Consider the following 26,303-nt stretch of genomic DNA (forward strand, 5'->3'; position numbering starts at 1 on the left):
GAGTAGGCATGGTTTACTGGGTCGGCACCAGCTGGAAAATGAACAAGACGCTCGCCGAGGCGATGGCTTTCACCAAGGCATTGGCGGAGTTCGTCCCCGGTTTCGACGAGCGCATCCAGCCCTTCGTCGTCCCGCCATTCACGGCGGTCCGCGAGGTCAAGAAGGCGCTGTCGCAGACACGCATCAAGGTCGGCGCCCAGAACATGCACTGGGCCGACGCCGGCGCCTGGACCGGCGAGATCTCGCCGGTAATGCTGAAGGACTGTGGCCTCGACATGGTCGAGCTCGGCCACAGCGAACGGCGCGAGCATTTCGGCGAGACCGACAGGGCTGTCGGGCTGAAGACCGCGGCGGCGGTGAAGCACGGCATGGTGCCGCTGATCTGCGTCGGCGAGACCCTGGCGCAACGCGACAGCGGCCAGGCCGATGCGGCGCTGGCCTTGCAGGTGCACGGCGCGCTGCAATTTCTCGAAGGCGCGGCGAAGGCGGCGACGATCCTGTTTGCCTATGAGCCGGTCTGGGCGATCGGGGACCAGGGCGTTCCGGCAAGCTCGGACTATGCCGGCAGACAGCAGGCGCTGATCAAGAAAATCGCCCGCGACCTGCTGCCGGCCGTGCCGCCGGTGCTCTATGGCGGCAGCGTCAATCCCCAAAATGCCGCCGAACTGATCGGACAGTCTCATATCGACGGCTTGTTCATCGGCCGTTCCGCCTGGCAGGCGGAAGGCTATATCGACATCCTCAAACGCGCCTCAGCGGCGATCTGAACCATCGAACAGGAAAAGGAAACCGAACATGAAAATAGCCATTGGAGCCGATAGCGCCGGCAAGCCGCTGCTCGACGTCATTGCCGCTCACCTCGCCACCAAGCCCGGCCTCACGGTCAGCGATCTCAGCCAGGCGGGCTACTATGCCGACCTGTCGCAGAAGCTCGCCCAGACCATAATCGACGGCGAGAACGATCGCGGCATCCTGTTTTGCGGCACCGGCATCGGCGTATCCATATCCGCCAACAAGGTCCCCGGCATTCGCGCCGCACTGACCCACGACACTTATTCGGCGGAGCGCGCTGCAAAATCCAACAACGCCCAGATCATCACCATGGGCGCCCGCGTCATCGGCCCGGAACTGGCCAAGTCGATCGTCGATGCATGGCTCGCATCGGAATTCGATGAGAAGGGACCGTCGGCCGGTAATGTCCAGGCCATCGACAGGCTCGACGCGGCGAAGCTGAGCTAAACCAGACTTTTCCGCATAGCGCCGATCACAGTCACGGCCGATGCAGCGCCGGGATCCATATGCCCGAGCGACCGCTCGCCGAGGCGCGAAGAGCGGCCCTTGGTGGCTATCATGTCCTTGGTCGCCTCGGCGCCCCGTTCGGCCGCGGCAAGTGCCGCTTCCAGGCTCTCGGACAGGCTCTTGCCGGCTTCCTGCGCGACAACCGCTGCCTGCGCTGCCGGCAGCCAGGCGTCGACCATGGTCTTTTCGCCGAGCTCGGCCTTGCCGCGATCCTGGATGCCTTGTGCCATCGCCCGGAGCATGACGATGACGTCAGCCTCCTCCAGAATTGCCCTACCTTTGACGGCAGCGGCACCGCGTATGAAGGCCGTCGCATAGAGCGGGCCTGACGAGGCGCCGACGGCGTTGAGGAAGGACTTCGCCGCGGTGTTGAGCAACGTTGTAGGCTCGGTCGTCGCGAGGTCGAGCGAGGCCAGCGCATCGCGCACAGCACCGAAGCCGAGCGCCATGGCGATGCCGTGATCAGCGTCGCCGATGACGCCGTCGAGCCGGCAGAGCCTGTCCTTGTCGGCGTCGATCGCCGCGGCGATCGCATCGAACATTCTTTTCAATTTGGCCGTATCGGTGGACGTCATGATGCTCTCTCAGCCGGCGCGGAACATGGCGCAGTCACAGGGATGGTCGAGCATCGCCTGCAATTCACCGTCGAGATGCATCAGCGTCACCGAGGCGCCGGCCATTTCGAGCGAGGTGCAATAATTGCCGACCCAGGTCGCATGGACGGAAATACCGACGTCATCCAGCCTCTGCTTGACGCGTCGGTTCATGATGTAGAGCTCCATCAGCGGCGTTGAGCCGAGCGAATTGACCAGAACGGCGACCTTATCGCCGCGCGCCGGCGCCATCTCGTCGAGGACCTTGTCCAGCATTTCCTCGGTGATCTCGTCGGCCGTTTTCAACTTTCCACGCGCGGTGCCGGGCTCGCCGTGGATGCCCATGCCGATCTCCATCTCGTCCGGGCCGATCTCGAAATTCGGCCGCCGGGTCTGCGGTAGCGAGCAGGGCGACAGCGCCACGCCCATGGTGAAGGTGTGGTCGTTGGTCTTTCGGGCGATGCGTTCGCACTCGTCGAAGGAGAACATCCGGTCACAGGCCGCACCGGCGGCCTTGAAGATGAAGAAATTGCCGGCGACGCCGCGTCGCTTCTGCCTCTGGTCGCGTGGCGCCGAGGCGACGTCGTCGGTGGTCAGCACGGTGCGCACGTCGATGTCGTCCATTGCCGCCATTTCGGCGGCCATGTCGAAATTCATCACGTCGCCGGCATAGTTGCCGTACATGAACAGCACGCCAGCACCGCCGCTGGCCGCCTTGGCGCATTCGAGGATCGGATCCGGCGGCGGCGAGGCGAAGACATTGCCGATCGCGGCGGCGTCGGCCAGCCCCCTGCCGACCAAGCCCAGGAAGGTCGGCTCGTGTCCCGAGCCGCCGCCGATGACGAGACCCACCTTGCCGGGGCGCGGTCCGTCGCGGGCGATGATGGACCGGGGGCTTCCGTCCGCGCTTTTGAGGTGGCGGGGATGCGCGGCCAGAATGCCCTCCAGCATCTCGTCGACAGTGCGGTTGCCGTCATTGATGATCTTCTTGGTTTGCACCGGCATCCTCCCTGGTTTTCGTGAGATACTACAGCGCCTTACCGGGATTTCCATCCGGCGGTGGAGATTTCACGCCGCTATGTGTTCGCGTGCCGCCAACAGTTGTACGCAGGCTCTGGCTGCCTCTTTGCCCTTGATCTTGAAGTGCTCGAAGAAGAAGCGGTGATGGTCCGCGCCGTCATGGTAGTTGTGCGGCGTGAGCACCGCCGAAAGCACCGGTACGCCGGTGGACAGTTGCACGTTCATCATGCCGTCGATGACCGCGCTCGCCACGAATTCATGCCGGTAGATGCCGCCGTTGACGACAAATGCCGCGCCGAGGATCGCTGCATACCGACCGGTCTCGGCAAGCGTCTTTGCATGCAGGGGAATCTCATAGGCGCCCGGCACATCGAAGACATCGACGGCAAAGCGTTTCTCCCCGAGAACCGCCAGCTCCGCCCCGAACGCTTCAACGCATTGGTCAACGATATCGGCGTGCCAGCGCGCGCGAATGACGGCAACGCGGATCGTCTCATAGTCTTTCTGGGAATGCTGATTCATGGGTCCATCCTTCCGTTTCGAACCAGAATCAGGACGCACGATACGAGAATCCGAACCGCGAAAGCGGACCGTTTTCCGTTCGTTCTCTTCCATCCGGACTGTGACCGTCGGCTCCGGAATCGCACCGGATCTGCTGACCCCTCCGGCTAACCGGAAAGCGCTCGCGGGCTTAGGCCGAGACCCTTACCGCCGGTGGGGACTTTCACCCCGCCCTGAGAACATTGACCGCGTTTGTATGGAAGGGCCGGATAGCGCTGTCAACCACCGACGTCGTTCCGGATGGCACAGGAATAGCGATCCGTTCCGACCTGATCACCCTTGAGGGCAAGGAAGGAGCGGGCAACTCCAGCGTCAAATGGCGATCACGGGCAAGGCAGGCAGCACCTTGTCCAAGGTGATTGGAAATTCACGCACTCGCACGCCGGTCGCGTTGTAAATGGCGTTGGCGACAGCAGCCCCCGCACCGCAGACGCCGAGCTCGCCGAGACCCTTCGCGCCAAGTGGATTGGCCTTGTCGTCATGCTCCTCGAGGAAGACGACCTCCATGTCGGGGACGTCGCCATTGACCGGTACATGATACTCGGCAAGATCGTGATTGACGAAATGGCCGTAGCGCGGGTCGAGCACCGTCTGCTCCATCAGCGCCGCCCCGATCCCCCACGTCATGCCGCCGATGATTTGCGAGCGCGCGGTCTTGGCGTTGAGGATACGGCCCGCGCCCATCACAGCCAGCATCCGGCGCATGCGGATCTCACCGGTATCGCAATCGACAGCGACCTCGACGAAATGCGCTCCGTAGGAATGCTGCGAATAAGTCTTGTATGACTCGGTGGTGGCGCCCGCAGCCACGGAACCTTCGGCCTCGAACCCGTCGGGAGCGATCCTTCGGATGAGATCGGCCAGGCTTGCCGACCGCTGGCCGGCCCTGACCTCGCTGTCGGCAAAGCTTGCCTCGGTGGCGTTCACGCCACGTAACGGCGAGGCTTCGCTCGACCGCGCCGTCTCCAGGATCCGTTCCTTAAGGGCGTTGCAGGCGTTATGCAGTGCCGAACCCGCGCTCGCCGCGCCCCAGGAACCGCCGGAGCCGGCGGTACGCGGGAAACGGCTGTCGCCGAGTTCCACCTTGACGGACGAGATCGGCACGCCGAGGCTCTCCGCGGCGATCTGGGTCAGGATCGTATAAGTGCCGGTCCCAATATCGGTCATGTCGAGCCGCGCCGTCACCCGACCGCCCCGGTCGATCGCAACCCGCGCCGTCGCCGCGCCGATATAGTTCGGACGGATCGCCGCCGCCATGCCGTAGCCGATGAGCTTCCGGCCCTCTCGGGTTCGGGCCGGTGTCGGGTTTCTCCGCTCCCAACGAAACGGCGGGCGCCTTCCTCCATGCAGGCGACAAGATTGCGGGTGGAGAACGGCACTCCGCGCTCGGGATCCTGTGCCGGTTCGTTGCGGATCCTGAGTTCGATCGGGTCCAGGCCGAGCCGCTCTGCGAGCTCATCCATGGCGCATTCGAACGCCAGCATGCCGGGCGCTTCGCCGGGCGAGCGCATCCATTCGCCGCGGTTGATATCCAGCGGAACCAGGCGATGACGGGTGACACGGTTCGGCGCCGCATAGAGCGAGCGGGCAAAAACTGCCGTTTGCTCGCAGTACTCCTCGAAGCTGGACGTTGCGGACCAGACATCGTGCGCGATCCCGGTGAGCCGCCCGCCGGTGTCCGCGCCGAGACGTACCTGTTGGATCATCTCTGCGCGATGACCGGCATTGGCGAACATCTGTTGCCGCGTCAGCGCGATCTTCACGGGCCGCTGCAGGATCTGCGCTGCAAGCGCGGCCAGGATCGTATCGGCATGGGCAATCAGCTTGGAGCCGAAGCCTCCGCCGATGAAGGGGCTCACGATGCGCACGCGCTCGGGCGAGATGCGAAGCGTGCTGGCGACCCCCGCCCGGAAGTTCGCGAGAGTCTGCGCCGATGTACGGATCGTCAGTTCGTTGCCTGACCAGGCGGCGAGCGTCGCATGCGGCTCCATCGGATTGTGATGTTCGAAGGGGGTCCGGTAAGTGGCATCGATCTTGACCGGAGCCGCCGCAAAGACGCTCTCGAAGTCGCCGACCACGCTGTCGGTCTCGAAGCCGGCATTGGTCCGCTTTGGTGCGTAGGCGTCGGCCACATGCGCCGGCAAATCGTAGAGGCCCGGCTCCTCGTCGTAGCGTATTCTAATGAGGCCCGCCGCAGCGCGTGCCGCCTCGAACGTCTCCGCAACGACCAGCGCGACGGGCTCGTCGTAATACCGCACCCGCTCGCTGTTGAGCGCGGGGCGGGCGCGTGTGAAGACCTCAGGCACCGTGGGCGTGACCGCTGGGCCGAAATCCGGCTGGGCCGGCGCATTCCGGTGCGTCATGACGAGCAGCACTGCCGGCACCCGTTCGGCTTCGGCCGTATCGATCTCTGCGATGCGCCCTTTGGCGACGGCGGCGCCGAGAATATAGCCATAGGCTGTACCCTCCAGCGCATTCTCGTAAGCGTAGGTAGCATCGCCGGTCACCTTGAGCGGACCATCGATGCGGTCGATTGGGCGCCCGATTAAGCCATTGCGCGTTTCGGAAGGATGGTTCTCGCTGGTCTTCGTCTCTGTCATGGTGTCACCTCACGCACTCTCGACGGCAGCAGCGAGCGTGTGCCGCATCGTCCGTTTCGCCAGCGGGATCTTGAAATCATTGCCGCCATGCCCGACGGCTCCGGCGAGCGCGGCTTCGGCGGCGTCGGTAAAGGCGCCGTCGGACGCCGCCGCTCCTGCGAGCGCGCGCTCCGCCTCCGTCGCGCGCCATGGCTTCGCTGCCACGCCGCCCATGGCGATCCGAGCGCTTCGGATACGATCGCCGCTTTTCTCGACGATTGCTGCCACCGACACCAGCGCGAAGGCGTAGGAAGCACGGTCGCGCACTTTTCGGTAAACCTGCCGGCCGGGTGGCGGGGGCGGCAGGGACACCGCGGTGATCATCTCGCCGTGGCCGAGCACGGTCTCGACATGTGGCATCGCCTCGGGCAATCGATGGAAATCGCCGATCGGGATCGTGCGGGTCTCGCCGCCGGGCGAGATGGTCTCGATCCTGGCGTCGAGCCCGGACATGGCGACCGCCATATCGGAGGGATGCACAGCGATGCAGGTTTCGCTCGCGCCGAGTACGGCATGCATGCGATTGAAGCCATGAAGCGCCGCGCAGCCCGAACCCGGCTGGCGCTTGTTGCAAGGCATATTGCGGTCGTAAAAGTAGGGGCAGCGCGTGCGCTGCAAGAGATTGCCGCTGGTCGAGGCCTTGTTGCGTATCTGGCCGGACGCTCCCGCCAGCAGCGCTTGCGTGAGCATCGGGTAGCGTGACCTCACCCGCGGATCGGCGGCGAGATCGCTGTTGCGGACCTGGGCGCCGACCCGAAGCCCGCCTTCCACTGTCTCCTCGATCCGATCAAGCGGCAGCCGGCTGATATCGACGAGATGCGCTGGGCGCTCGATCTCGAGCTTCATCAGGTCGAGTAGGTTGGTGCCGCCGCTGATGAACTTGGCGTCCGGCCGGGCCGCAACCGCGGCGGCTGCCTGCTCGGCACTTGCCGCACGTTCATAAGTGAAGGATTGCATTGCTCACGCCTCCTCCGCCGCGTCGCGGATTGCAGCGACAATGTTCGGATAAGCGGCACAACGGCAGATGTTGCCGCTCATCCGCTCGCGGATCTCGGCGTCGGTGAGAGCGACGGAAGCCGCTGCCACGTTGGCACTCGCATGGCTCGGCCAGCCAGCCCTGGCCTCACCCAGCATACCGACCGCGGAGCAGATCTGGCCCGGCGTGCAATAGCCGCACTGGAAACCATCGCGGGCGACGAAGGCGGCCTGGACCGGATGCAGCCGATCACCCTCCGCAAGGCCCTCGACCGTGGTGATCTCGTCGCCTTCATGCATTGCGGCAAGCGTCAGGCAAGAATTGATCCGGCGCCCATCGACGAGCACCGTGCATGCGCCGCACTGACCGTGGTCGCAGCCTTTCTTCGAGCCGGTGAGGCCGAGATGGTTGCGCAGGGCGTCGAGCAGCGTCGTCCGCGGGTCGAGTTCGACGGCAAGATCCTTCGCGTTGATCCGCAGGGACATCGGCATCGTCGGTACCGGCGTGGGCGATGCGGCTGCCGTGACGGTGTCGGCCGGCTCGGCGTCAACCCGTATACCGGTAGCCAGGAGCACGCCGGTCGCCACGCCGCCCTCCAACACCGTTCGACGCGTCGGCCCGCTCCTGTTGTCTGTTTTGGCCATGCGTGATCTCCCAGTCGCAATGACAAGAACGCAAAACGGCAACTTGACCCGATAGCGAACCCTCGGGTTCTGTCACTCATCGACACTGGAGGTGGGTGTGTGTGCGGCGGCTTTCTTTCAAGAAACCGGCGGCAATGTCAGAATTCCGGAGAAGAATTCACCCGATAGGCCCGAGGCGTCATGCCCCTGAGACGCCGGAAGGTCGTGGTAAAGTGGCTCTGGCTTGAAAAGCCGAGGCGAAAGGCAATGGTACCGATCGACAAACCCGTTTCGCGCAGCAGCATCTCCGCTCGCCGCACGCGTTCCTCGATCACATAGGCATAGGGTGCAAGGCCGGTCGTCGCTTTGAAGCGGCGCGCAAAACTGTCGACGGCCATGTCCGCGACGGCTGCCAGCTCGCTTAGCGAAATGTCGGAATTCATATGTGCATCGATGTACTCCCGGACTCGACCAAGCACCCGACGGCTGAGACAGCCGTGACGTAGAGACGGGCGTTGCTCCCGGTTCAGGGTGGCCACGCGGAGGCTGACGAGGGCGACCAGATGCTCGACATAGGCGGTGTCCGGCTTGTGACCGAGTGCCATCTCGTCGCGAAGCGAACTCAAGAGGGTGGCGACGACTGCGTCTTTCTTGTTTACCAGGATCGGCAGGTCTCTCAGGCGTTCGCATTCAGGAAGCCCGATATCGGGATCGATCCACAAGGCTGAGTAGGAGAGGTTTACATCGCGATAGAAGCCCTGCCGCTCCGCGCCTGCGGGGACGAAGGTGAGGGCTCCGGGACGGTCCATTCCGTCGTACAGGGATCTTGCCTCGTGCCGGATCGATGTATGGGACGTTCCGCCTTCTTCGGTCAGCACGATCAGATGATGAGGGGCTGTCCAGCGGAGTTCCGCCTCCCGGCACGCCCACCGCCGATTGTCGAAAACGATCGAGGAGCCGACCCATGACGCGGTTTGCTGGGGCTCCGACTTCTCCTCCTGGCTCCGAACCCGTCCGTCACCAAGCAACGGTCTGAATGACATCGCGGTATCCCGCCGGTTCACTCGCGGAGCCGTGGCCAGCCCCGGCTTGAGCGTTGTGCGCTGCCCCGCCCTACGCATACGGCTCTCCATGTGGGACAGGCAACGTGCGTTTTTAACCGCGCCGTGTTCAAGAAGTCGTGAGATCAGGTAAACCCAGCGCGCCTCCTGACACGTCGAAAGCGGCCTATCCGCGCTCGGGAAACATCGCCTTCAGGCCTTCGCGCGAGGCCGTGGCGACGCCGCGTTCGGTGATCAAGCCGGTGACCAGCCGCGCCGGCGTCACGTCGAAGGCCGGGTTGGCCGCCGGCGTCGCTTCCGGCGACACGCGGACCTGGGCGATCTCGCCGGAAGCGGTCTTGCCCCAGACCAGCGAGACCTCGTCGGGCGAGCGCTGTTCGATCGGGATTTCCGCTAGGCCGTCGCCCACCGTCCAGTCGATCGTCGGCGACGGCAGCGCGACGTAGAACGGCACGTCGTTGTCGGCGGCGGCAAGCGCCTTGAGATAGGTGCCGATCTTGTTGCAGACATCGCCGTCGGCGGTGGTCCTGTCGGTGCCGACGATGACCATGTCGACCTGACCGCGCTGCATCAGATGGCCGCCGGCATTGTCGACGATCAGCGTATGCGGCACGCCGTGGCCGGCCATCTCCCATGCGGTCAATTGGGCACCCTGGTTGCGGGGTCGCGTTTCGTCGACATAGACGTGGACTGGTATGCCGGCTTCCGTCGCCAGATAGATCGGCGCGGTGGCGGTGCCGTAGTCGACGGTGGCCAGCCAGCCGGCGTTGCAGTGGGTCAGGATATTGACCGGCTCGCCCGGCTGCTTGCGCGCCGCGATCGCCTTGATGATTTCGAGCCCATTGGCGCCGATGGCGCGGTTGAGGCCGACATCCTCGTCGGCGATCTCGCCGGCACGCCGATATGCGGCCGCGGCACGTTCTGCCAGGGGAAGCGCCAGCAGGAAGCGCTGCATTTCGTTCAGCGCCCAGCGCAAATTGATCGCGGTCGGGCGCGTTTCGTGCAGGGTTGCCCAGACGGCGTCGAGCGCCGCATCCGAGGGGTCGTCGGCCATCTGCATGGCGACCCCATAGGCGGCGGTGACGCCGATCAGCGGCGCCCCACGCACCCACATGTCGCGGATTGCCGTGGCGATCCCGGCAACGGTATCGATCTTTTCAATACGGAAATCATGCGGCAGCCAGCGCTGGTCGATGATCTCCACCGAACGCCCGTCGTCACTCGGCCAGATGGTGCGGTAGTGGCGCTCGCCGACGTTCAAATTCTGCTCTCCCGTTCGATCAGCGCGGCCAACCGGTTGACCTCGTCGATGCTGTGGATCTGGCGCCGGTTGACGGCGATGTGACGGCCGAATTTCAGCGCCTTTGCCTCACATCTGGCGCGCAGATCCTGATCGGCAATGGTCTCGAAATCGGCATTGTGGGCAAGCCCGAGGATGCGCCGGTGCACCTCGACGCCGGCGAAGCCCAGCAGATCGGTCCAGATAGCATGCAGCATGTGGTCGAGCGCCTGCTCGGCGCCGAGCCTGTCGCCCTGATCCTCGAACAGGCTCTTCTGGTAGAGCATGCCGGTGCGCTCGGTTCGCCACAGATGCGAGAACTCGCTGCGGAACACCGACCATGTCTCTGTCGTGACGTCGAGCAGATAGGCGCGCATGGCATCGCGGCTTCCGTCCTGTTCATGGCCGCGCTGCGAGAAGAACGCCATCCAGAAATTGGCGAGCAGCATGCCGACATCGAAGGCGATCGGGCCGTAGAAGGCGAATTCGGGGTCGATCATCCGCGTTTCCGAGTCGGTGACCATGATCGAGCCGGAATGCAGGTCGCCATGCAGCAGCGTCTCGGCATTGGCCGCGAAGATGTGCTTCATGCGCTGCGCCTCGACCTTGAGATCACGGTCGGCGCGCAATTCGGCGACGATGCCATCGAGCTGCGGGCTGGTATGCCGGTTCATTTTGGCATCGAAATACGGATCCGAGAAAACCAGGTTCTCGGTAATGTCGCAGAGCTCGACATTGTCGGAAAACAGCGCCAGATCGGCCTTGCGGTCCTTGGCCGCCATGCTGAGGTCGGAGCCGCGAAACAGCGTGCGGGCCATGAACAGGCCGATGTCTTTCGCGATATTCGGCAGTTGCCGACCCTCGATCAGCGCCCGCCGCAGGATGATGTGCGGCGACAGATACTCCATGATGATCAGCGCCTGGCCTTCGTCGAAGTGATAGATATCAGGCACCGAACCCGGCGCCCGCGCCTGTTGCCGCGTCAGCGCGTGATATTCGAAGAAGGAGCGCTTCAACGGCAGCGGCCAGCTGTCGCCGACCAGCCGGACATAGGGCAGGGCCTGCTTGACGACCGCCGCACCCGTGGCACCCTCGACAGTGAACACCAGGTTCAGATTGCCGTCGCCGACTTCACGAACCTTCCATTGGCTCGTATCCTTGCCGATCTGCGAACACAGGGCTTCGTTGGCGCCGAGACGGGCCGCCAGGGTCGAGACCGACAGTGCTTCGAACGGCGATTTCCCAGTCATCCTCACCTCCCGCTTGTGTGCTCCGATGATAGCGGAGTCATCGCGGCCGGGCCAAGCTAGGAAGCCCTTTGGCAATTGTCAATCGTGTTGACAATTGCCGATACAGCCCATAGCGTCACCGTCAGGGAGGAACGAATGGGCAATGATGCCGTGTTCCGTGTCGACGGCCTGAGGAAATCCTTCGGCCATATCGAGGTGCTTGGCGGCGTCTCGCTCGAATTGCATGCCGGCGAAGTGACCGTGCTGATGGGCGCCAACGGCGCCGGCAAATCCACCCTCGTCAAGATCATCAGCGGCGTCTACGACCATGGCGGCGGTTCGATGCGCCTCGCCGATCACGACCTTGCGCCCCGGGACTTCGCCCCGAAGACGCCGGCGGAGGCGATCCGCGCTGGTGTCGTCACCGTCCACCAGAACATCAATGACGGTGTCGTCGCCGACCTCGACGTCGCCACCAATCTCACCCTCGACAGGCTGAGCGGCGGCGGCGTGCCGACGCTGTTCAATCCGGGCCGGGTGCGCCGTGAGGCAAAGGCGGTTGCCGACCGCATGGGGCTGGTCATCGACCTCAAAGCCCGGGTCAGCGATCTCTCGCTGGCCGACCGCCAGATGGTGGCGATCGCCCGCGCCATGGCGCACCAGCCGAAAGTGCTGATCCTCGACGAGCCGACCTCCTCGCTGTCCAGTGCCGAAGCCGACCGGCTGTTCGCGTTGCTCGACAGGCTTCGCCAGCAAGGCGTGGCCATTCTCTACATTTCGCACCGTATGTCTGACATCAGGCGGCTTGCCGATCGCATCATTTCGATGCGCGATGGGGTCATCTCAGGCATCTTCGACAAGAAGCCGCTGGATTATGAAGGTGCGGTCAACGCCATGCTCGGCCGCAAGATCCAGCTCGAGCGGATCGTCGCCAGGAATTCGGCAAAGGCAATTTTTGCCGCCGACGGTCTGCGGATTGCTGAAGGCGCCAGGCCGATCTCGCTGACGCTCGGCGGTGGCGAGGTCGTTGCCATCACCGGCCTCGTCGGCGTCGGCAAGACCGCGCTTGCCGAGACGCTATTCGGTTTGCGCAAGCCGCTGTCCGGGACCATGGTGCTGAACGGGAAACCCTATGCTCCGGGGTCGACCGGCGAAGCGATTGCCGCTGGCGTGTTTCTCGTAGCCAAGGACCGGGGCGAAAACGGCATCGTCGGCGACTTCAATATCCAGGAAAATATCAGTCTGCCGTTCCACAGGCGCATGTCGCGTCTCGGGGTTCTCAAGCGCCGCATCGAACGCGCCACTGCCCGCCAGCAGATCCAGGAACTCGGCATCGTCTGCCGCTCGGAGAAGGACGAGATGGCGTCGCTTTCGGGCGGCAATCAGCAGAAGGTGATGGTCGCCCGCTGGATGTCGCAGGCGGCAAGGCTTTTCATCCTCGACGAGCCGTTTCAGGGCGTCGACATTTCGGCCAGGCGCGATATCGCCGCCAAGCTGCGGGCCAGCGCCAACGGCCGCGCCACGCTGCTATTCGTCACCGAACTCGACGAAGCCCTGGAGACGGCCGATCGCATCCTGGTGATGTCAGAGCAGACGATCGTCGGCGAGCATCGCAACACCGATATCGATCTCGAGCGCCTGCTGGCCGAAGTGGCTGGCGGGCCATTGCACAGCGCGGCCTGAGGGCCGGCAGACGAGACAAATGGAATGGAGAGGGCATGAGTTCAGGTTGGGTGAAGACGGTGCCAGCGTGCGGGAGCGCTGAATGATCCTGCGCGACCGTGCCATCCGCTACGGCTTCATCATCCTTTTGTTCGGGTTGATCGCCTATTTCGCCGTCGCCGCCGATGGCTTCGTCTCGCCGCAAAGCGCCGTCTTCATCTTTCAGTCGGTCGCCATCACCGGCGTGCTGGCGCTCGGCGTCACCGCCACACTGGTCGTCGGCGGCTTCGACCTGTCGATCGGCTCGGTCGCCACCAGCGCCATGATGGCGGCTGCCTATGTCATGGTGGTGCTGGAGCAGAATGCCGTCGTCGCGGTCGTCGTCTGTCTTGTGATCGGCGCCGTCGTCGGCCTCATCAACGGTTGGCTGATCGTCTATATGCGGGTGCCGGACCTTCTGGCGACGCTCGGCATGATGTTCCTGCTTGTCGGCCTGCAACGCATTCCTACCGAAGGCCGTTCGATCGCCACCGGCATGACGATGCCCGATGGCTCGGTCGCCAACGGCAGTTTCGGCGCCGCCTTTCTGGCGCTTGGCCGCCATCGCTTCGATTTTTTCATCCCGAACCTCATTCCGGTGTCGGTCGTCGTCCTGCTCGTGCTGGCGGTGCTGATCTGGTTCTTTCTCGAATACACGCGTTTCGGGCGCATGATGTATGCGGTCGGCAGCAACGAACGCGCTGCCGAACTCGCTGGCGCGCCTGTCAAGGCATACAAAATCTGGGCCTACGTTATATCAGGAGTTTTTGCCTCGATCGGCGGCATTTTGCTCGCCGCCCGGCTTGGACGCGGCGACATCGCCTCGGGTAATAATCTGCTGCTCGACGCAGTGGCTGCGGCACTCATCGGTTACGCGGTTCTCGGCGCCGCCAAGCCGAACGCCTTCGGCACGGCCGTCGGCGCGGTGTTTGTCGGTGTGCTGCTGCAGGGCCTGACGATGATGAACGCGCCTTACTACACGCAGGATTTCGTCAAGGGCGTGGTTCTCGTGGTCGCCCTTGTCTTCACCTTCGCCCTTTCCGGCAGGGGCAGGAGATAGGTTTCGACCGGGTCACATTTTGGGTTCAACAAGTGGAGGAAACGACGTGAACATCACAAGAAGACTTTTGGGGAAGGCAGCGCTCGGGTTTGCCGGCGCAACATTGCTGATGCAGTTGCCGGCGATGGCGCAGGACAGGCCGGCCCCGTTCGACAAGCCGGGTGCCGTCAAGATAGCACTGGTCCGCTATCTCTCGACCGGCGACTTCTTCCAGGCTTATCTGTCCGGCGTCGAGGCGCAGGCCAAGGCACTCGGCGTCGACCTGCGCGTGCTCGACAGCCGTCAGGACGCAGCCCTTCAGGCTGACATGGTCGACCAAGCCATCGCGCTCGGCGTCCAGGGCATCATCATCCAGCACGGACTGACGGAATCGATGAAGGACGCCGCCCAGCGCGCCGTCGACGCCGGCATCAAGGTCGTCGCCTTCGATGTCAATGTCGAAAACCCCAAAATCCCGCAGATCGAACAGTCCGACCGCGATCTTGCGCGCCTGGCGCTCGAACAGGCGGTCAAGGACAATGGCGAGAGCTGGAAGGCCGGCTATGTTTATGTCGCCGGCATCGCCCCGCTCGACCGCCGCAACGAGACCTGGGTTGAATTCAAAAAGAAGTATGCCGGCATTAACGAAGCCGCCATGTTCGGCACGCTCGACAATCCGATCGCCAATTCGGTCGCCAACCAGGCTCGCTCGGTGTTGTCGGCTCATCCCGACATCAAGGTGATGTTCGCGCCTTATGACGAATTCGCCAAGGGCGTGAAGATCGCCGTCGACGAGGCCGGACTGAACAAGGACGTCAAGATCTATTCGGCCGACATTTCGACCTCGGACATCGCCGCGATGCGCGAGCCCGACAGCGCCTGGGCCGCAACCGCCGCCACCAATCCGGCCGTTGTCGGCCAGGTCTCGGTGCGTGCGCTGGCGCAGCTTTTGGCCGGCGAAGACCCCGGCCACAACGTCATCGTGCCGCCGACGCTAATCACCCAAAAGGACCTCCTCGACAAGGACATCAAGAACATGGAAGACCTCTCGGCCAAGCTGCCGCAATTCGCCCATGCCGATGTCGCGATGCCGGCCTGGATGCCGAACCCGAACGCCAAGTAGTCTTCCACTATCGGCAAAGAAAAGAGCGGCTCGCGGGCCGCTCTTTTTTGTTGGTGAGATTTGGCTTACCTCAACGCCGCGGCAATATTCCCGCCATCCACCGTCGTCACGTCTGCGGTCGTCCGCTCGGCCAGCGCCTGATGCAGGAAGGCCTGGGCGACGTCTTCGGCCGTCACTTCCTGCCCAAGCAGGTTGCCCGACATGTACTCCTTCTCCGATACGCCGCGCGCGCCCGAGCGGCTGGCGATCATGGCGTCGGTCAGCAACCCCGAACGGATGCGGTCGGCGTTGACGGCATTGGAGCGGATGCCATGCGCGCCGTAGTCGAGTGCATATTGCCTGGACAGGAACAGCGTCGCCGCTTTGGGAATGCCGTAAGCGCCGAACTTCGGCCCCGGATTGACCGCCTGCTTCGAGGTGTTGAACAAAAGCACGCCGCCGGTGCCCTGTTCAAGCATGATGCGCACGGCATTCTGCGCCGCCGACTGGTGGGCGAAGAAATTGAGTTCGAAGCTCTTGCGCAAAGTGGCGTCGTCGAGCTCGCCGATCCGGCCCTCCCAGGCAGCACCGGCATTGGAGACGAGAATGTCGAGGCCGCCGAAGACGGCGACCGCGTTGTCGAACGCAGCGCGCATCTGCGCCGGATCGGTGATGTCGGCGCCAATGCCGATCGAATTGTTGCCGGCTTTTTTTGCCGCCTCGGCAGCTCTTGACGCGTCGAGATCGACGACCACCGCATGGGCACCGTTGTCGGCGAACAGCTTTGCGGTGGCGGCGCCGATCGCGCCGGCGCCGCCGGTGACCAGCATAATCTGGCCGGTTAGCGGCTTCGGCTTGTTGGAGGCGAGCTTGGCCTGTTCCAGCGACCAGTATTCGAGCGGGAACAGCTCCTTTTTCGACAATGGCCGGAAATCGCCGATGGCTTCGGCGCCGCGCACCGCCTCGATCCACATTTCACCGACGTCGGAGGCGATCTTCGCGTCCTTGAGCGTGCGGCCGTGGCCGAACATGCCGAGGCCCGGCACCAGCGTCAGCCGCGGCATCTGGTCGAGCATGGTGCGCTTCACATCGTCGAGCGCGTCGTTGGTTTCGAAATAGGCGCGATAGTCCTTGGCGAATTTCTCGACATGCTGGCGGATGACGGATTTGTAGTCGCCGATCTTGTCCGCGTCGGGCGCCGGCAGTGCCATCGGTCCGGTCTTGATGCGGATCGACAGGTCGGGTGTCGAGACGCCGCGTCCGGCCAAGTCGGCAATCCTCGCCGAATTGATGAAATCGACGATCGCGTCCGAGGTGCGGAAATCGCTGATCATGCGGTCGAAGCGGCCTTCGCCGCGCGCCACCGCCACCGCGCCGCGCAGCACGGGCGCAATCTCCGCCGGCTTGGCCAGCCTGGCAGGCAAGGCCGACTTGTCGACAGGCGGCTTGCCGTTCCTGGCAATGTAGTCCTCGGCGACGGTCACATAGTGGATCATGCGGTCGTACGCTTGCTTGGCATCGTCGCCGAAGGTGAAAATGCCGTGCTTGTCGAGGATCAGGCCTTCGACCGTCGGATCGGCGTCGAAGATGTCGGCAGCCGCCTTGGCCAGATCGAAACCCGGCATGATGTAGGGCACGAACCCCATCTTTTCGCCGAACACCTTCCGGCTCAGCGGCTCGCTGTCGTCCTGGTCGACGATGGCCAGGATTGCGGTCGAATGCGTGTGGTCGACGAATTTGTGCGGCAGGAAGGCGTGCAGCAGCGTCTCGACGGACGGATTGGGCGAGGATGGATCGATGAGGTTCGCCCGTTGCAGCGCGACCATGTCCTCGTCGGGGAGTTTTTGCAGCGACCGCGCCTTCAACAGCGCGCCGAGCTTGACCGCCGGCAGGCCTTGCGGCTCGATGACGCCCATGTCCCAGCCGCTGCCCTTGACGCAGAGCACGTCCCATTCGTCGCCGACAAGATCGGTGGCCTTGGTCTTGCACGAGGTGTTGCCGCCCCCATGCAGGACGAGCCGCGGCTCGCCGCCCAGAAGCCTGGTCGTGTAGACGCGCAGCGCCAGGTCTCGGGACACACCCTTCTTTGCATAGTCGGCGACCAGTTTCTCCGCGTCGCCGTCATTCCACAGGTTCTTCATATCAACTTCGTCCGATTTCTCGTTTGTTGTGAACAGGAATGCCGCGACGCCTTGATGACAAAGCGCCGGCGGCTGGAACTGGGTATCAGGCGACCTTTTCTGCTGTTGCTCCAGCGTAGTCGAGCAGCCGCCGTGCCATGCGCGCGCCGACAACGAGATGGGTGCAGAACCCGCCGGCGATCGCCGCGATGAGCGGTTCGAACTTGCTGTCCTCCTGCACCACCACAAGGCGCTTTTCGATCCTGCGCAGCGATGACAGCTCTGCCGAAATCACCCGGCGGTTGTAGCTGCAGTCGAGCGCCTTGCCTTCGGCATCGATGATCTGTCCGGCGATGACGCCGGCCGCACCCGCCTTGCGCAATGCAGCCATTTCGCTTGGCGTCAGCGCGCCGCATTTGACCAAATGGCTGTCGGTATCCACCGAGCCGACCGAGTACAGCGCCAGGCCGCAGTCACCGATGCCCGACAATTGCTCGCGGATCACCGGCTCGGCGCGCAGGCCGCGTGCCAGTTCTTCCGTCGTCAGCACCAGCGGCGCGTATAAATTCAGCCCCTTGGCATTGAGCCGGCGCGCGATTTCCATGGTGCATTGGTCGGGCCGGTACGAATAGGGGGCTCCCAGATTGCCGCAGAGCTGCACCACCGTGACGTCCTGCAGGTCGGCATAGGACATGATGTCGGCGATCGTATAGACGGTCCGTCCCCAGGCGACGCCGATACGGTCGCCCTTCTTGACCAGCTCGAGAAAGACGCTTGCCGCCAGCACAGCAATGTCGGTCGACGGGTCGGCGACATAGCCGTTTTCCGGCGCGATCCAGACGGCGTCGAGCTGCAGCGCGTCTTCCAGCTTGCGCGCCAGGACGTCGTCGGTGAAAAGCTGGGTCGAGGTCGAGATGTTGACGATGCCGGTCTCGCGCGCCTTGCGCAGATACATCGCCACCGAGGCACGGGAAATCTTCAGCTGGCTGGCCACTTGGTCCTGGCGCAGGCCGTGTGCATAGTAAAGCCAGGCGGCCTTGTGGATAAGCTGTTCTGCCGGTCGGATCGCCATGCCATCTCCTCGCTGACATTATTCACGGCTCTCGACAAAAGTCAAATTGAGCGAAGGCATACGATGCTCTTTCGCCCGCCGAATCTAGACCATCCTGCGCCAAACGCGGTCTATGATGGCATCGTTGGTGGTGACGGGCCGGAAGGCCGCGGTTAGAAGTTCTGGACGAACACTGGCGGAGGACGGGATGGGCAATCCCTACGAACAGGATCTCGACAGGAATCCGGCCAACCACCAGCCGCTGACGCCGCTGACCTATTTTGAGCGGGCGGCAAAAACCTTTCCCGACCAGACCGCCATCATCCATGGCCGCCAGCGCACAACCTATCACGATTTCTGGAAACGCTCGCTGAGGCTTGCCTCGGCGCTGGCGAAGCGCGGCATCGGCAAGGGCGATACCGTCACCGTCATGCTGTCCAACACACCGCCGATGCTGGAAGCGCATTTCGGCGTACCGATGACCAAGGCCGTGCTGCACTCGCTCAACACCCGCCTCGATGCCGCGGTCATCGCCTTCCAGCTCGACCATGCCGAAGCCAAGGTGCTGTTCGTCGATCGCGAATTCACCGGCGTGGTTCGGCAAGCGCTGGCGCTGGCCAAGGTCAAGCCGCTGGTGATCGACTATGACGATCCCGATTACGCCGCCGACGCGCCCTATCCCAAGGGCGAGCGGATCGGCACGCTCGACTACGAGGCGTTTGTCGCCGACGGCGATGAGGATTTCGCCTGGTCGATGCCGGACGACGAATGGGATGCCATCTCGCTCAACTACACCTCCGGCACGACAGGCAATCCGAAGGGCGTCGTCTGCCACCATCGCGGCGCGGCACTCATGGCCTATGCCAACACCATCCATGCCGGCATGGGCAAGCACCCGGTCTATCTGTGGACGCTGCCGATGTTCCACTGCAACGGCTGGTGCTTTCCCTGGACGCTTGCCGTGCAGGCCGGCACCCATGTCTGCCTGCGCTGGGTGCGGCCAAAGCCGATCTACGATGCCATCGCCGATCACGGCGTCACCCATCTCTGCGGTGCACCCATCGTCATGTCGGTGCTGATCAACGCCAGGGACGAGGACAAGCGGCAGTTCCCGCAGACCGTCACCTTCAACACCGCCGCGGCGCCGCCGCCTGAGGCGGTGCTGTCGGGCATGGCCGATGCGGGCTTTGCCGTCACCCATCTCTACGGCCTGACCGAAACCTATGGCCCGGCCGTCGTCAACGAATGGCACGGCGAGTGGGACCGGCTGGCGAAGGGGCCGAGGGCAGCGAAGAAGGCCAGGCAAGGCGTGCGCTATGCCGCGCTCGAAGGCCTGACCGTGATGGACCCGCAGACCATGCAAGAGACGCCGGCCGACGGCGAGACGATTGGCGAGGTGATGTTCCGCGGCAACATCGTCATGAAGGGCTATTTGAAGAACCGCAAAGCGAGCGACGAGGCCTTTGCCGGTGGCTGGTTCCATTCGGGCGACCTCGGCGTCATGCATCCGGACGGCTACATCCAGCTCAAGGATCGCTCCAAGGACATCATCATCTCCGGCGGCGAGAACATCTCCTCGATCGAAGTCGAGGAGGCGCTCTACAAACATCCTGCCGTCGCCTCCTGTGGCGTTGTCGCCAGATCCGACGACAAATGGGGCGAGGTGCCGGTTGCCTATGTCGAGCTGAAGCCGGGCAAGGCGGCGACCGAGGCCGAGGTCATCGAGCACTGCCGCGCGCTGCTCGCCCGCTTCAAGGTGCCGAAAGCGGTGATCTTTGCCGAGATCCCGAAGACTTCGACGGGCAAGATCCAGAAGTTCCGGCTGCGAGAAATGGCGAAACAGCCTTAGTGCATGACCCCAAGTCGGAACCGATTTCGGAAAATCATACGCAAAATCAAACTGCTACCGCGTCCTTTGCGTCAATAAGACGCGGGGCTGTAGACGCGCGCGGGCGGGTTTACCACATGGCTTGGAGGACCTCTCGAGAGCCCGCTTCACAGGCGGACTCACCTAAGACGATGTCAGCATCTGTCATCAATTGAGCCAGCCGGCCAACATCGCGCCTTGACAGGTGACGGTTTTCAATTTACGAGTGACGAAATTCTAAATTCGTCAGTCGTAAATTTTGGCCAATGAGATGCTTGAAACCCTAGACACCACCGCCGACTCCGCCCGCCAGGAAAATGTGACCCGCATCCTGGATTGCGCGGAGCGATTGTTCCGCCACTACGGCTACGGCAAGACCAACGTCGCCGACATAGCGCGCGAACTCGGCATGTCGACCGCCAACATCTATCGCTTCTTCGCCTCCAAGGTCGAAATCCACCAGGCGGTTTGCGGCCGCATGCTCGCCACCTGCTACCGGCTGACCTACGAGGCCTGCCATGGTTCCGGCACCGCCAGCGAGAAGCTCCGCCGCTACGTGCACACGCATTATCAGTGGACGCTCGAGACCATGATCGACCAGGAGAAGGTGCACGAGATGGTCATCGTCGCCATCGAGCGCGACTGGCATGTCATCGAAAAGCACATCGACAGCATCCACGAATTGGTCGCGGAAGTGATCCGCGAGGGCATCGCCGCCGGCGAGTTCGTCGATCAGGATCCGGTAGTCGCTTCCCGGTGTTTCGGTGCTGCTATTATCAGCCTCTGTCATCCACAGATGATGGCTCAGTGCCTCGCCAAGAAGAACCGGGCGACGCCGGACGAGCTGACCGAGTTTGCAATCAGAGCCTTGAAGAAATGACCGTTGCCGCCCGTGGGGCGGCGATGTCGGCAATTCATCTCCACAGTTCGGGAGTACGAAAAAGTGTCTTTGTCCAAGTCCATCACCAACAGGCGAACGGCCCCCGGCCTGGCATTGATTGTCGTTGCCGCTCTCGGCCTCGTCGGCTGCTCGCAGGAGAAAGCCGAGGTCAAGGAGATCATCCGCCCGGTCAAGGTGGTCGAGATCGCCAAGGCGAGCGATACCCGTCAGCTTTCCTATTCCGGATCGGTGCGCGCCCGCACCGAGATGAATCTCGGCTTTCGCATCAACGGCAAGATCACCGAGCGCCTTGTCGACATCGGTGACCGCGTCAAGCCGGGCGACGTTCTCGCCCGCATCGATCCCACCGACTATGAGCTTTCGGTGAGAAGCGCTCAGGCCAGCCTCGATGCTGCCGACCGTCAGGTCGAGACAGTCGAGCTTACGCGCAAGCGCGCCGAACAGCTCTACGCGAAGAATTTCGCGCCGAAGTCGCAGCTCGAGCAGGCGACGCTCAGCTACAATCAGGCGGTCGCCACGCGAGACTCCGCCCGCTCGCAGCTTGCGCAGGCACAGAACCAGGTCCGCTATACCGATCTCAAGGCGGACAAGAACGGGATCGTCACTGCCGTTGCCGCCGATGTCGGCCAGGTGGTCGGCTCCGGCACGCCGGTGGTGACCGTTGCCATCGACGGCGAGAAGGAAGTCCTGATCGCTGTTCCGGAAACCGATATCGCCGAATTCAAGCCGGGCAAGACCGTCAAGGCCGGCTTCTGGTCCGACGAGGCGCTGACGCTCGAAGGCAAGGTCCGCGAAGTCGCCGGCAGCGCCGATCCGCAGTCGCGCACCTTTGCCGTTCGCGTCAGCCTGCCCAACGATCCGCGCGTGCTGCTTGGCATGACCGCCTCCATCGAAGCTGCGGCGGGCAACCGGCAGCAGCTGGTGTCGATCCCGCTGAGCGCGTTGGCGCAAAAGGACAGCCAATCGATCGTCTGGACCGTCGACCGCAATGGCGGAACGGTCCATGCGCATCCGGTCAAGGTCGCCGCCTTCACGCCCGACGGCGTCAGTGTCGCCGATGGGCTGAAGCCGGGCGACGTCGTGGTGGCCGCCGGCACGCAGTTCATGACCGAGAATCTGAAAGTCAAGCTGACCGGCGATGCAGCGCAGCAGTCGGCATCGGCCGATGACGACGCCGCAAGGCGCTTGCGCTGACGGCCAGGCAATTCACGGTTTCCGGGCGGCAGGCGCCCCCGATTTTCGAGATCTCAGGTCGATGTAACCCCCACGTCGATCCTCGCGTCCCACCGCGATGTAGATCTTTCAACTCGGAAAGCCTCGCCGCCCGGAAGCTCACATCGGAAGTTCCTTGGGCATGCGAAAGCGCGTGCTCTGTTGATCAAATTGAAACGGACTGACGCCGATGACCACCAACACCAATGAAAAGCGGTCTTTCAATCTTTCGCGCTGGGCAATCGGCCATCCGAGCATTGCCCGCTTCCTGTTCGGGCTTATCATCGTCGCCGGTGCGCTCGGCCTGATGCGCATGGGCCAGAAGGAAGACCCCGATTTCACCTTCCGCGTCATGGTCGTCCAGGCGATCTGGCCAGGCTCCTCGATTAAGGAGATGGAGGACCAGGTCGTCAATAAGATCGAGCGCAAGCTGCAGGAAACGCCGCATCTCGATTTCGTCCGCTCCTATACCCGCGCCGGCAGCGCCATCATCACCTTGCAGGTCAAGGGCGACACCAACCCGGCGCAGGTTGCGGATGCGTTCTATCAGGTGCGCAAGAAGGTCGGCGATATCTCGAACGAGCTGCCGCAGGGGCTGCTCGGGCCCTACTTCAACGACGAATTTGGCGACACATTCATCACGCTGCATTCGATCAGCGGCGACGGCTACAGCTATCCCGAGCTGAAGAAATTCGCCATCCAGGCGCGCGACATGCTGCTGACGACGCCCGGCGTCGAGAAAGCCGTGATCATCGGCGACCAGCCGGAAAAGCTCTATATCGACGTGTCGTCCAAGGTGCTTGCCGAACGCGGCCTGACGCTGACCGACCTGCAGAATGCGATCAGGGGCCAGAACAATGTCGACCCGGCAGGTTCGGTCGACACCGGCCAGCGTTCGGTGCGCATTTCGGTCGAAGGCGACGTCGCCAAGGCGGCCGACATCCGCGAGCTTCGCCTGCGCGCCGGCAACCAGGTGACGCGCCTCGGCGACATCGCCACCGTGACCTCCGGCCTCGAGGACCCGTACCAGCGCAAATACCGCTTCAACGGCCACGACAGCGTCCAGCTCGGCGTCGTCATGGCCAAGGGCTTCAACGTCACCGATGTCGGCAAGGACGTCGAAGCGACCTACAAGCGCTTCGAGGAGGCGCTGCCCTATGGCGTTTCGGTGGACCAGGTTTCCGACCAGCCGGAAGTCGTCAAGGATGCGGTGGCCGAGTTCATGGAAGCGCTCGGTGAAGCGCTGCTGATCGTGCTTGTCGTCTCGTTCCTGTCGATCGGCTGGCGTTCGGGTCTGGTGATCGCGATCGTCATTCCGCTGGTCCTGGCCGCCACCTTCGCCATCATGTACGAGCTCGGCATCGACCTGCAGCGCATCTCGCTCGGCGCGCTGATCATCGCCCTTGGCCTCTTGGTCGACGACGCGATGATCGTCGTCGAAATGATGGAGCGAAAGCTCGAGGAAGGCTTGGTCAAGGTCGAGGCGGCGAGCTTCGCCTACTCCTCGACCGCCTTCCCGATGCTGACCGGCACGCTGATCACCACAGCCGGCTTCATCCCCGTCGGCTTCGCCGCCTCGACGGCCGGCGAATATGTGCGCACCCTGTTCTACGTCGTCGGCATCGCGCTGGTCGTGTCCTGGTTCGCGGCGGTCTATTTCACGCCATGGCTCGGCCACATGATCCTGAAGCAGCGCAAGCACGCCGGCAACCATCACGATGTCTTCGACACCGGCTTCTACCGCCGGCTTCGCTCGACCGTGGCATGGGCGGTGCGCCATCGCATCATCGTGCTGGTGATGACGCTGATGACCTTTGCCACCAGCCTGTGGGCGTTCCAGTTCATCCCGCAGAATTTCTTCCCACAATCGTCGCGCCCGGAAATCCTTGTTGACCTCTGGCTGCCTGAAGGCACCAGCATCAAGGAAGTCGAGACGCAGGCCAAGGCGCTCGAAGCCAGGATGATGGACGACAAGGACAAGCGCTTCATCGCCACCTATATCGGCGAAGGCGCACCGCGTTTCTTCCTGCCGCTCGACCAGCAGCTTCGCAACCCGAACTTCGCCCAGCTTCTGGTGATGGCCAATGACGAACCGGCCCGCGAGCGGCTGATCGTCAAGCTGCGCACCATCCTGGCCGAGGATTTCCCGTCGATCCGCGCCAAGGTCGATCGCCTGTTCCTCGGTCCGCCGACCGGCTGGCCGGTGCAGATGCGCGTCATGGGTCCGGATCGCCAGGAGGTGCGCCGCATCGCCGACGAGGTAAAGGCGAAGTTCCAGGCAAATCCGCTGCTCGGCGCCATCCACGACGACTGGCTGGAGCCGGTGCCGGCGATGAAGCTGGTGATCGACCAGGATCGCGCCCGTGCGCTCGGCGTCACCTCGCAGCGCATCCGCCAGATGCTGCAGGCGACCATGGCCGGCGCGCCGCTGGATGACTTCCGCGACGGCGAGGAGACGGTTTCGATCGTTGCCCGTGAACCGGAGGCAAACCGGCATCTGCTGTCCGCGGTGGATTCCGTCTATATCCCGACCGAATTCGGCGGCTTCGTGCCACTGTCGCAGGTGGCCAAGATCGTCCCGGTGCTGGAGCAAGGCGTCGAATGGCGGCGCGACCGCTTGCCGACCATCAGCGTACGCGCCACGCTGCCGGACGGCGTGCAGCCGAACGATGTCGCCATGAAAATGTACAGCGAGATGCAGGGCCTGCGCGACGGCCTCGCACCCGGCTACAAGATTGAGATCCAGGGCGGCGCCGAGGATGCGGCCGAAAGCCAGGCCTCGATTGCGGCGAAAGCGCCAATCATGCTTGCGGTCATCGTCGTGCTGCTGATGATCCAGCTGCAGCATTTCGGCAAGGCGATGCTGGTGCTGGCGACCGGTCCGCTCGGCATCATCGGGGCGGCGGCAGCACTTTTGATCAGCGGCGCGCCGTTCGGCTTCGTCGCCATCCTCGGTGTCATCGCTCTGCTCGGCATCATCATGCGAAACTCGATCATCCTGGTCGATCAGATCGACCAGGACATCGCCGCCGGCGTGGAGCGCTCCGAGGCCATCATCGGCTCGGCCGTTCGCCGGTTCCGGCCGATCGTGCTGACGGCGCTGACCGCGGTGCTGGCGCTGATCCCGATCTCGCGCGGCGTCTTCTGGGGGCCGCTCGCCTATGCCATGATGGGTGGCATCCTCGTCGCCACGGTGCTGACCATTCTTGTCCTGCCGGCAGCCTACGCGCTGTTCTTCGGCAGGGAGCCAAAGAAGGTCGGGGCAACGGAGGAGGCGGCCACGACGGCAGAAGAAAGCGAAAGGCCGCAACTGGCCCTGGCGGCCGAATAGCGGTCGAGGCAATCGCGCAGGTTGGCGCCGCCCCTCATCTGCCTGCCGGCATCTTCTCCCCGTATAGTGACGGGGAGAAGGGACTAGCCGCACCTCGGCGCGCTTTTTTGCAGCGCTGGATATTGGCGAAATCCTTTGCGAAGGCGTCCTTCTCCCCGTCACTATATGGGGAGAAGTGCCCGGCAGGGCGATGAGGGGCGGCCTCGAGATCGATAATTAATCTCAAGTGATTGCCCGTGGTGCGACGCTGACCACGCCTCCTGATGGTAGCGATAAGTTCGTTACGGATCACCCACGGACTCGATACAACGATACCGCTAATCTAGACTGAGAGACTACCGCGCGTGGTTGGAGGACGGTCATGACCATAGCTCAGACAGCGGCGGCACTGCGGCTGCCGATCGACGGGCGCCATCGGCAGATGTTCATCGGCGGCGCCTGGGTCGATGCCCTCTTGGGCCGGACTATGGAGAGCCGCAATCCGGCCACCGGTGCGGTCATTGCCACGGTGCCGCGCGGCGACCGCCAGGACATCGACTTGGCGGTGATTGCTGCGCGCAAGGCGTTCGAGGGACCGTGGGGCCGGTTCAAGCCCTAGCGAAGGCCTACAGGAATATCCCTGCTGGTGAGTCTGACGAATCATCGGTCGAAGTGGTCCGGGTATTGGATCCGTGTCATCCGCTTTACGGGCGATCCTTC

Annotated in this window: 20 protein-coding genes, 1 pseudogene and 1 riboswitch; of the genes and pseudogenes, 10 read left to right on the forward strand and 11 right to left on the reverse strand. The window is 63.6% G+C overall.

The annotated features are described in order from the left end of the window. The first annotated feature begins 8 nt into the window (after positions 1–8). Together NKJ94_RS27145 and derI are read left to right on the forward strand one after the other, a co-directional pair. Positions 9–767: a triose-phosphate isomerase gene (locus NKJ94_RS27145; RefSeq protein ID WP_352529459.1), complete on the forward strand. Its 759-nt coding sequence runs from the start codon at positions 9–11 to the stop codon at positions 765–767. 28 nt (positions 768–795) lie between these two features. After that, positions 796–1,239, forward strand: a complete 444-nt coding sequence (derI, locus tag NKJ94_RS27150; RefSeq protein WP_352529461.1) for a D-erythrulose-4-phosphate isomerase — start codon at positions 796–798, stop codon at positions 1,237–1,239. On the opposite strand, the gene dhaL is transcribed toward derI, so the two are convergent. From dhaL to mtnK, 9 genes and pseudogenes are all read right to left on the reverse strand, one after another. After that, positions 1,236–1,874, reverse strand: coding sequence for a dihydroxyacetone kinase subunit DhaL (dhaL, locus tag NKJ94_RS27155; RefSeq protein ID WP_352529463.1), 639 nt, complete (start codon positions 1,872–1,874; stop codon positions 1,236–1,238). The two genes, derI and dhaL, sit on opposite strands and share 4 nt — an antisense overlap. 9 nt (positions 1,875–1,883) lie before the next feature. Beyond that, on the reverse strand, positions 1,884–2,891 hold the full coding sequence (locus NKJ94_RS27160; RefSeq protein WP_352529465.1) for a dihydroxyacetone kinase subunit DhaK: 1,008 nt from the start codon (positions 2,889–2,891) through the stop codon (positions 1,884–1,886). Positions 2,892–2,960: 69 nt separating this feature from the next. After that, positions 2,961–3,434, reverse strand: a complete 474-nt coding sequence (locus tag NKJ94_RS27165; protein WP_352529495.1) for a 6,7-dimethyl-8-ribityllumazine synthase — start codon at positions 3,432–3,434, stop codon at positions 2,961–2,963. A 77-nt stretch (positions 3,435–3,511) separates the two neighbouring features. Next, a riboswitch (FMN riboswitch) is annotated at positions 3,512–3,658 on the reverse strand. 127 nt (positions 3,659–3,785) lie between these two features. Further along, positions 3,786–6,073 (reverse strand): annotated as a pseudogene (locus NKJ94_RS27170) (molybdopterin cofactor-binding domain-containing protein). A 9-nt stretch (positions 6,074–6,082) separates the two neighbouring features. Further along, positions 6,083–7,069, reverse strand: coding sequence for an FAD binding domain-containing protein (locus NKJ94_RS27175; RefSeq protein ID WP_352529467.1), 987 nt, complete (start codon positions 7,067–7,069; stop codon positions 6,083–6,085). Between the two features lie 3 nt (positions 7,070–7,072). Beyond that, positions 7,073–7,732 (reverse strand): 2Fe-2S iron-sulfur cluster-binding protein, encoded by a 660-nt coding sequence (locus NKJ94_RS27180; RefSeq protein ID WP_352529469.1) that lies wholly within the window; start codon positions 7,730–7,732, stop codon positions 7,073–7,075. Positions 7,733–7,869: 137 nt separating this feature from the next. Further along, positions 7,870–8,754: a helix-turn-helix domain-containing protein gene (locus tag NKJ94_RS27185; RefSeq protein WP_352529497.1), complete on the reverse strand. Its 885-nt coding sequence runs from the start codon at positions 8,752–8,754 to the stop codon at positions 7,870–7,872. A gap of 184 nt (positions 8,755–8,938) precedes the next feature. Next, the gene (gene mtnA / locus NKJ94_RS27190; RefSeq protein ID WP_352529471.1) at positions 8,939–10,033 is read right to left on the reverse strand and encodes an S-methyl-5-thioribose-1-phosphate isomerase; all 1,095 of its coding nucleotides are present in this window, start codon (positions 10,031–10,033) and stop codon (positions 8,939–8,941) included. Then, a complete protein-coding gene (gene mtnK / locus NKJ94_RS27195; protein ID WP_352529473.1) occupies positions 10,030–11,301 on the reverse strand; it encodes an S-methyl-5-thioribose kinase in 1,272 nt (423 codons plus the stop codon). Before mtnK ends, mtnA begins: the two co-directional genes overlap by 4 nt. A 135-nt stretch (positions 11,302–11,436) precedes the next feature. Here mtnK and NKJ94_RS27200 point away from each other — a divergent pair, with 135 nt between their 5' ends. The 3 genes from NKJ94_RS27200 (at position 11,437) to NKJ94_RS27210 (ending at position 15,143) form a co-directional block, all read left to right on the forward strand. Then, on the forward strand, positions 11,437–12,963 hold the full coding sequence (locus tag NKJ94_RS27200) for a sugar ABC transporter ATP-binding protein (protein WP_352529475.1): 1,527 nt from the start codon (positions 11,437–11,439) through the stop codon (positions 12,961–12,963). Between the two features lie 82 nt (positions 12,964–13,045). Beyond that, positions 13,046–14,041, forward strand: a complete 996-nt coding sequence (locus NKJ94_RS27205) for an ABC transporter permease (protein WP_352529477.1) — start codon at positions 13,046–13,048, stop codon at positions 14,039–14,041. A 46-nt stretch (positions 14,042–14,087) separates the two neighbouring features. Further along, positions 14,088–15,143 (forward strand): substrate-binding domain-containing protein, encoded by a 1,056-nt coding sequence (locus tag NKJ94_RS27210; RefSeq protein WP_352529479.1) that lies wholly within the window; start codon positions 14,088–14,090, stop codon positions 15,141–15,143. 65 nt (positions 15,144–15,208) lie between these two features. Here the strand turns inward: NKJ94_RS27210 and NKJ94_RS27215 are convergent, their stop codons facing one another. Both NKJ94_RS27215 and NKJ94_RS27220 read right to left on the reverse strand, forming a co-directional pair. Further along, positions 15,209–17,263: a bifunctional aldolase/short-chain dehydrogenase gene (locus NKJ94_RS27215; protein ID WP_352529481.1), complete on the reverse strand. Its 2,055-nt coding sequence runs from the start codon at positions 17,261–17,263 to the stop codon at positions 15,209–15,211. Positions 17,264–17,348: 85 nt separating this feature from the next. Further along, on the reverse strand, positions 17,349–18,314 hold the full coding sequence (locus tag NKJ94_RS27220) for a sugar-binding transcriptional regulator (protein WP_352529483.1): 966 nt from the start codon (positions 18,312–18,314) through the stop codon (positions 17,349–17,351). A gap of 187 nt (positions 18,315–18,501) precedes the next feature. Between NKJ94_RS27220 and NKJ94_RS27225 the strand changes: the two genes are divergently transcribed. From NKJ94_RS27225 to NKJ94_RS27245, 5 genes are all read left to right on the forward strand, one after another. Next, positions 18,502–20,142 (forward strand): acyl-CoA synthetase, encoded by a 1,641-nt coding sequence (locus NKJ94_RS27225; RefSeq protein ID WP_352529485.1) that lies wholly within the window; start codon positions 18,502–18,504, stop codon positions 20,140–20,142. 289 nt (positions 20,143–20,431) lie between these two features. Then, a complete protein-coding gene (locus NKJ94_RS27230; protein ID WP_352529487.1) occupies positions 20,432–21,040 on the forward strand; it encodes a TetR/AcrR family transcriptional regulator in 609 nt (202 codons plus the stop codon). 63 nt (positions 21,041–21,103) lie between these two features. Beyond that, the gene (locus NKJ94_RS27235) at positions 21,104–22,255 is read left to right on the forward strand and encodes an efflux RND transporter periplasmic adaptor subunit (protein ID WP_352529489.1); all 1,152 of its coding nucleotides are present in this window, start codon (positions 21,104–21,106) and stop codon (positions 22,253–22,255) included. Positions 22,256–22,463: 208 nt separating this feature from the next. Next, entirely contained in the window at positions 22,464–25,604 is a 3,141-nt protein-coding gene (locus NKJ94_RS27240; RefSeq protein WP_352529491.1) for an efflux RND transporter permease subunit, read from the forward strand. Between the two features lie 361 nt (positions 25,605–25,965). Next, complete coding sequence (locus NKJ94_RS27245; RefSeq protein WP_352529493.1) at positions 25,966–26,202, forward strand: aldehyde dehydrogenase family protein; 237 nt, start codon at positions 25,966–25,968, stop codon at positions 26,200–26,202. Positions 26,203–26,303 lie beyond the last annotated feature (101 nt).

The organism is Mesorhizobium sp. M0060, from assembly GCF_040323155.1.
Classification (GTDB): Bacteria; Pseudomonadota; Alphaproteobacteria; order Rhizobiales; family Rhizobiaceae; genus Mesorhizobium.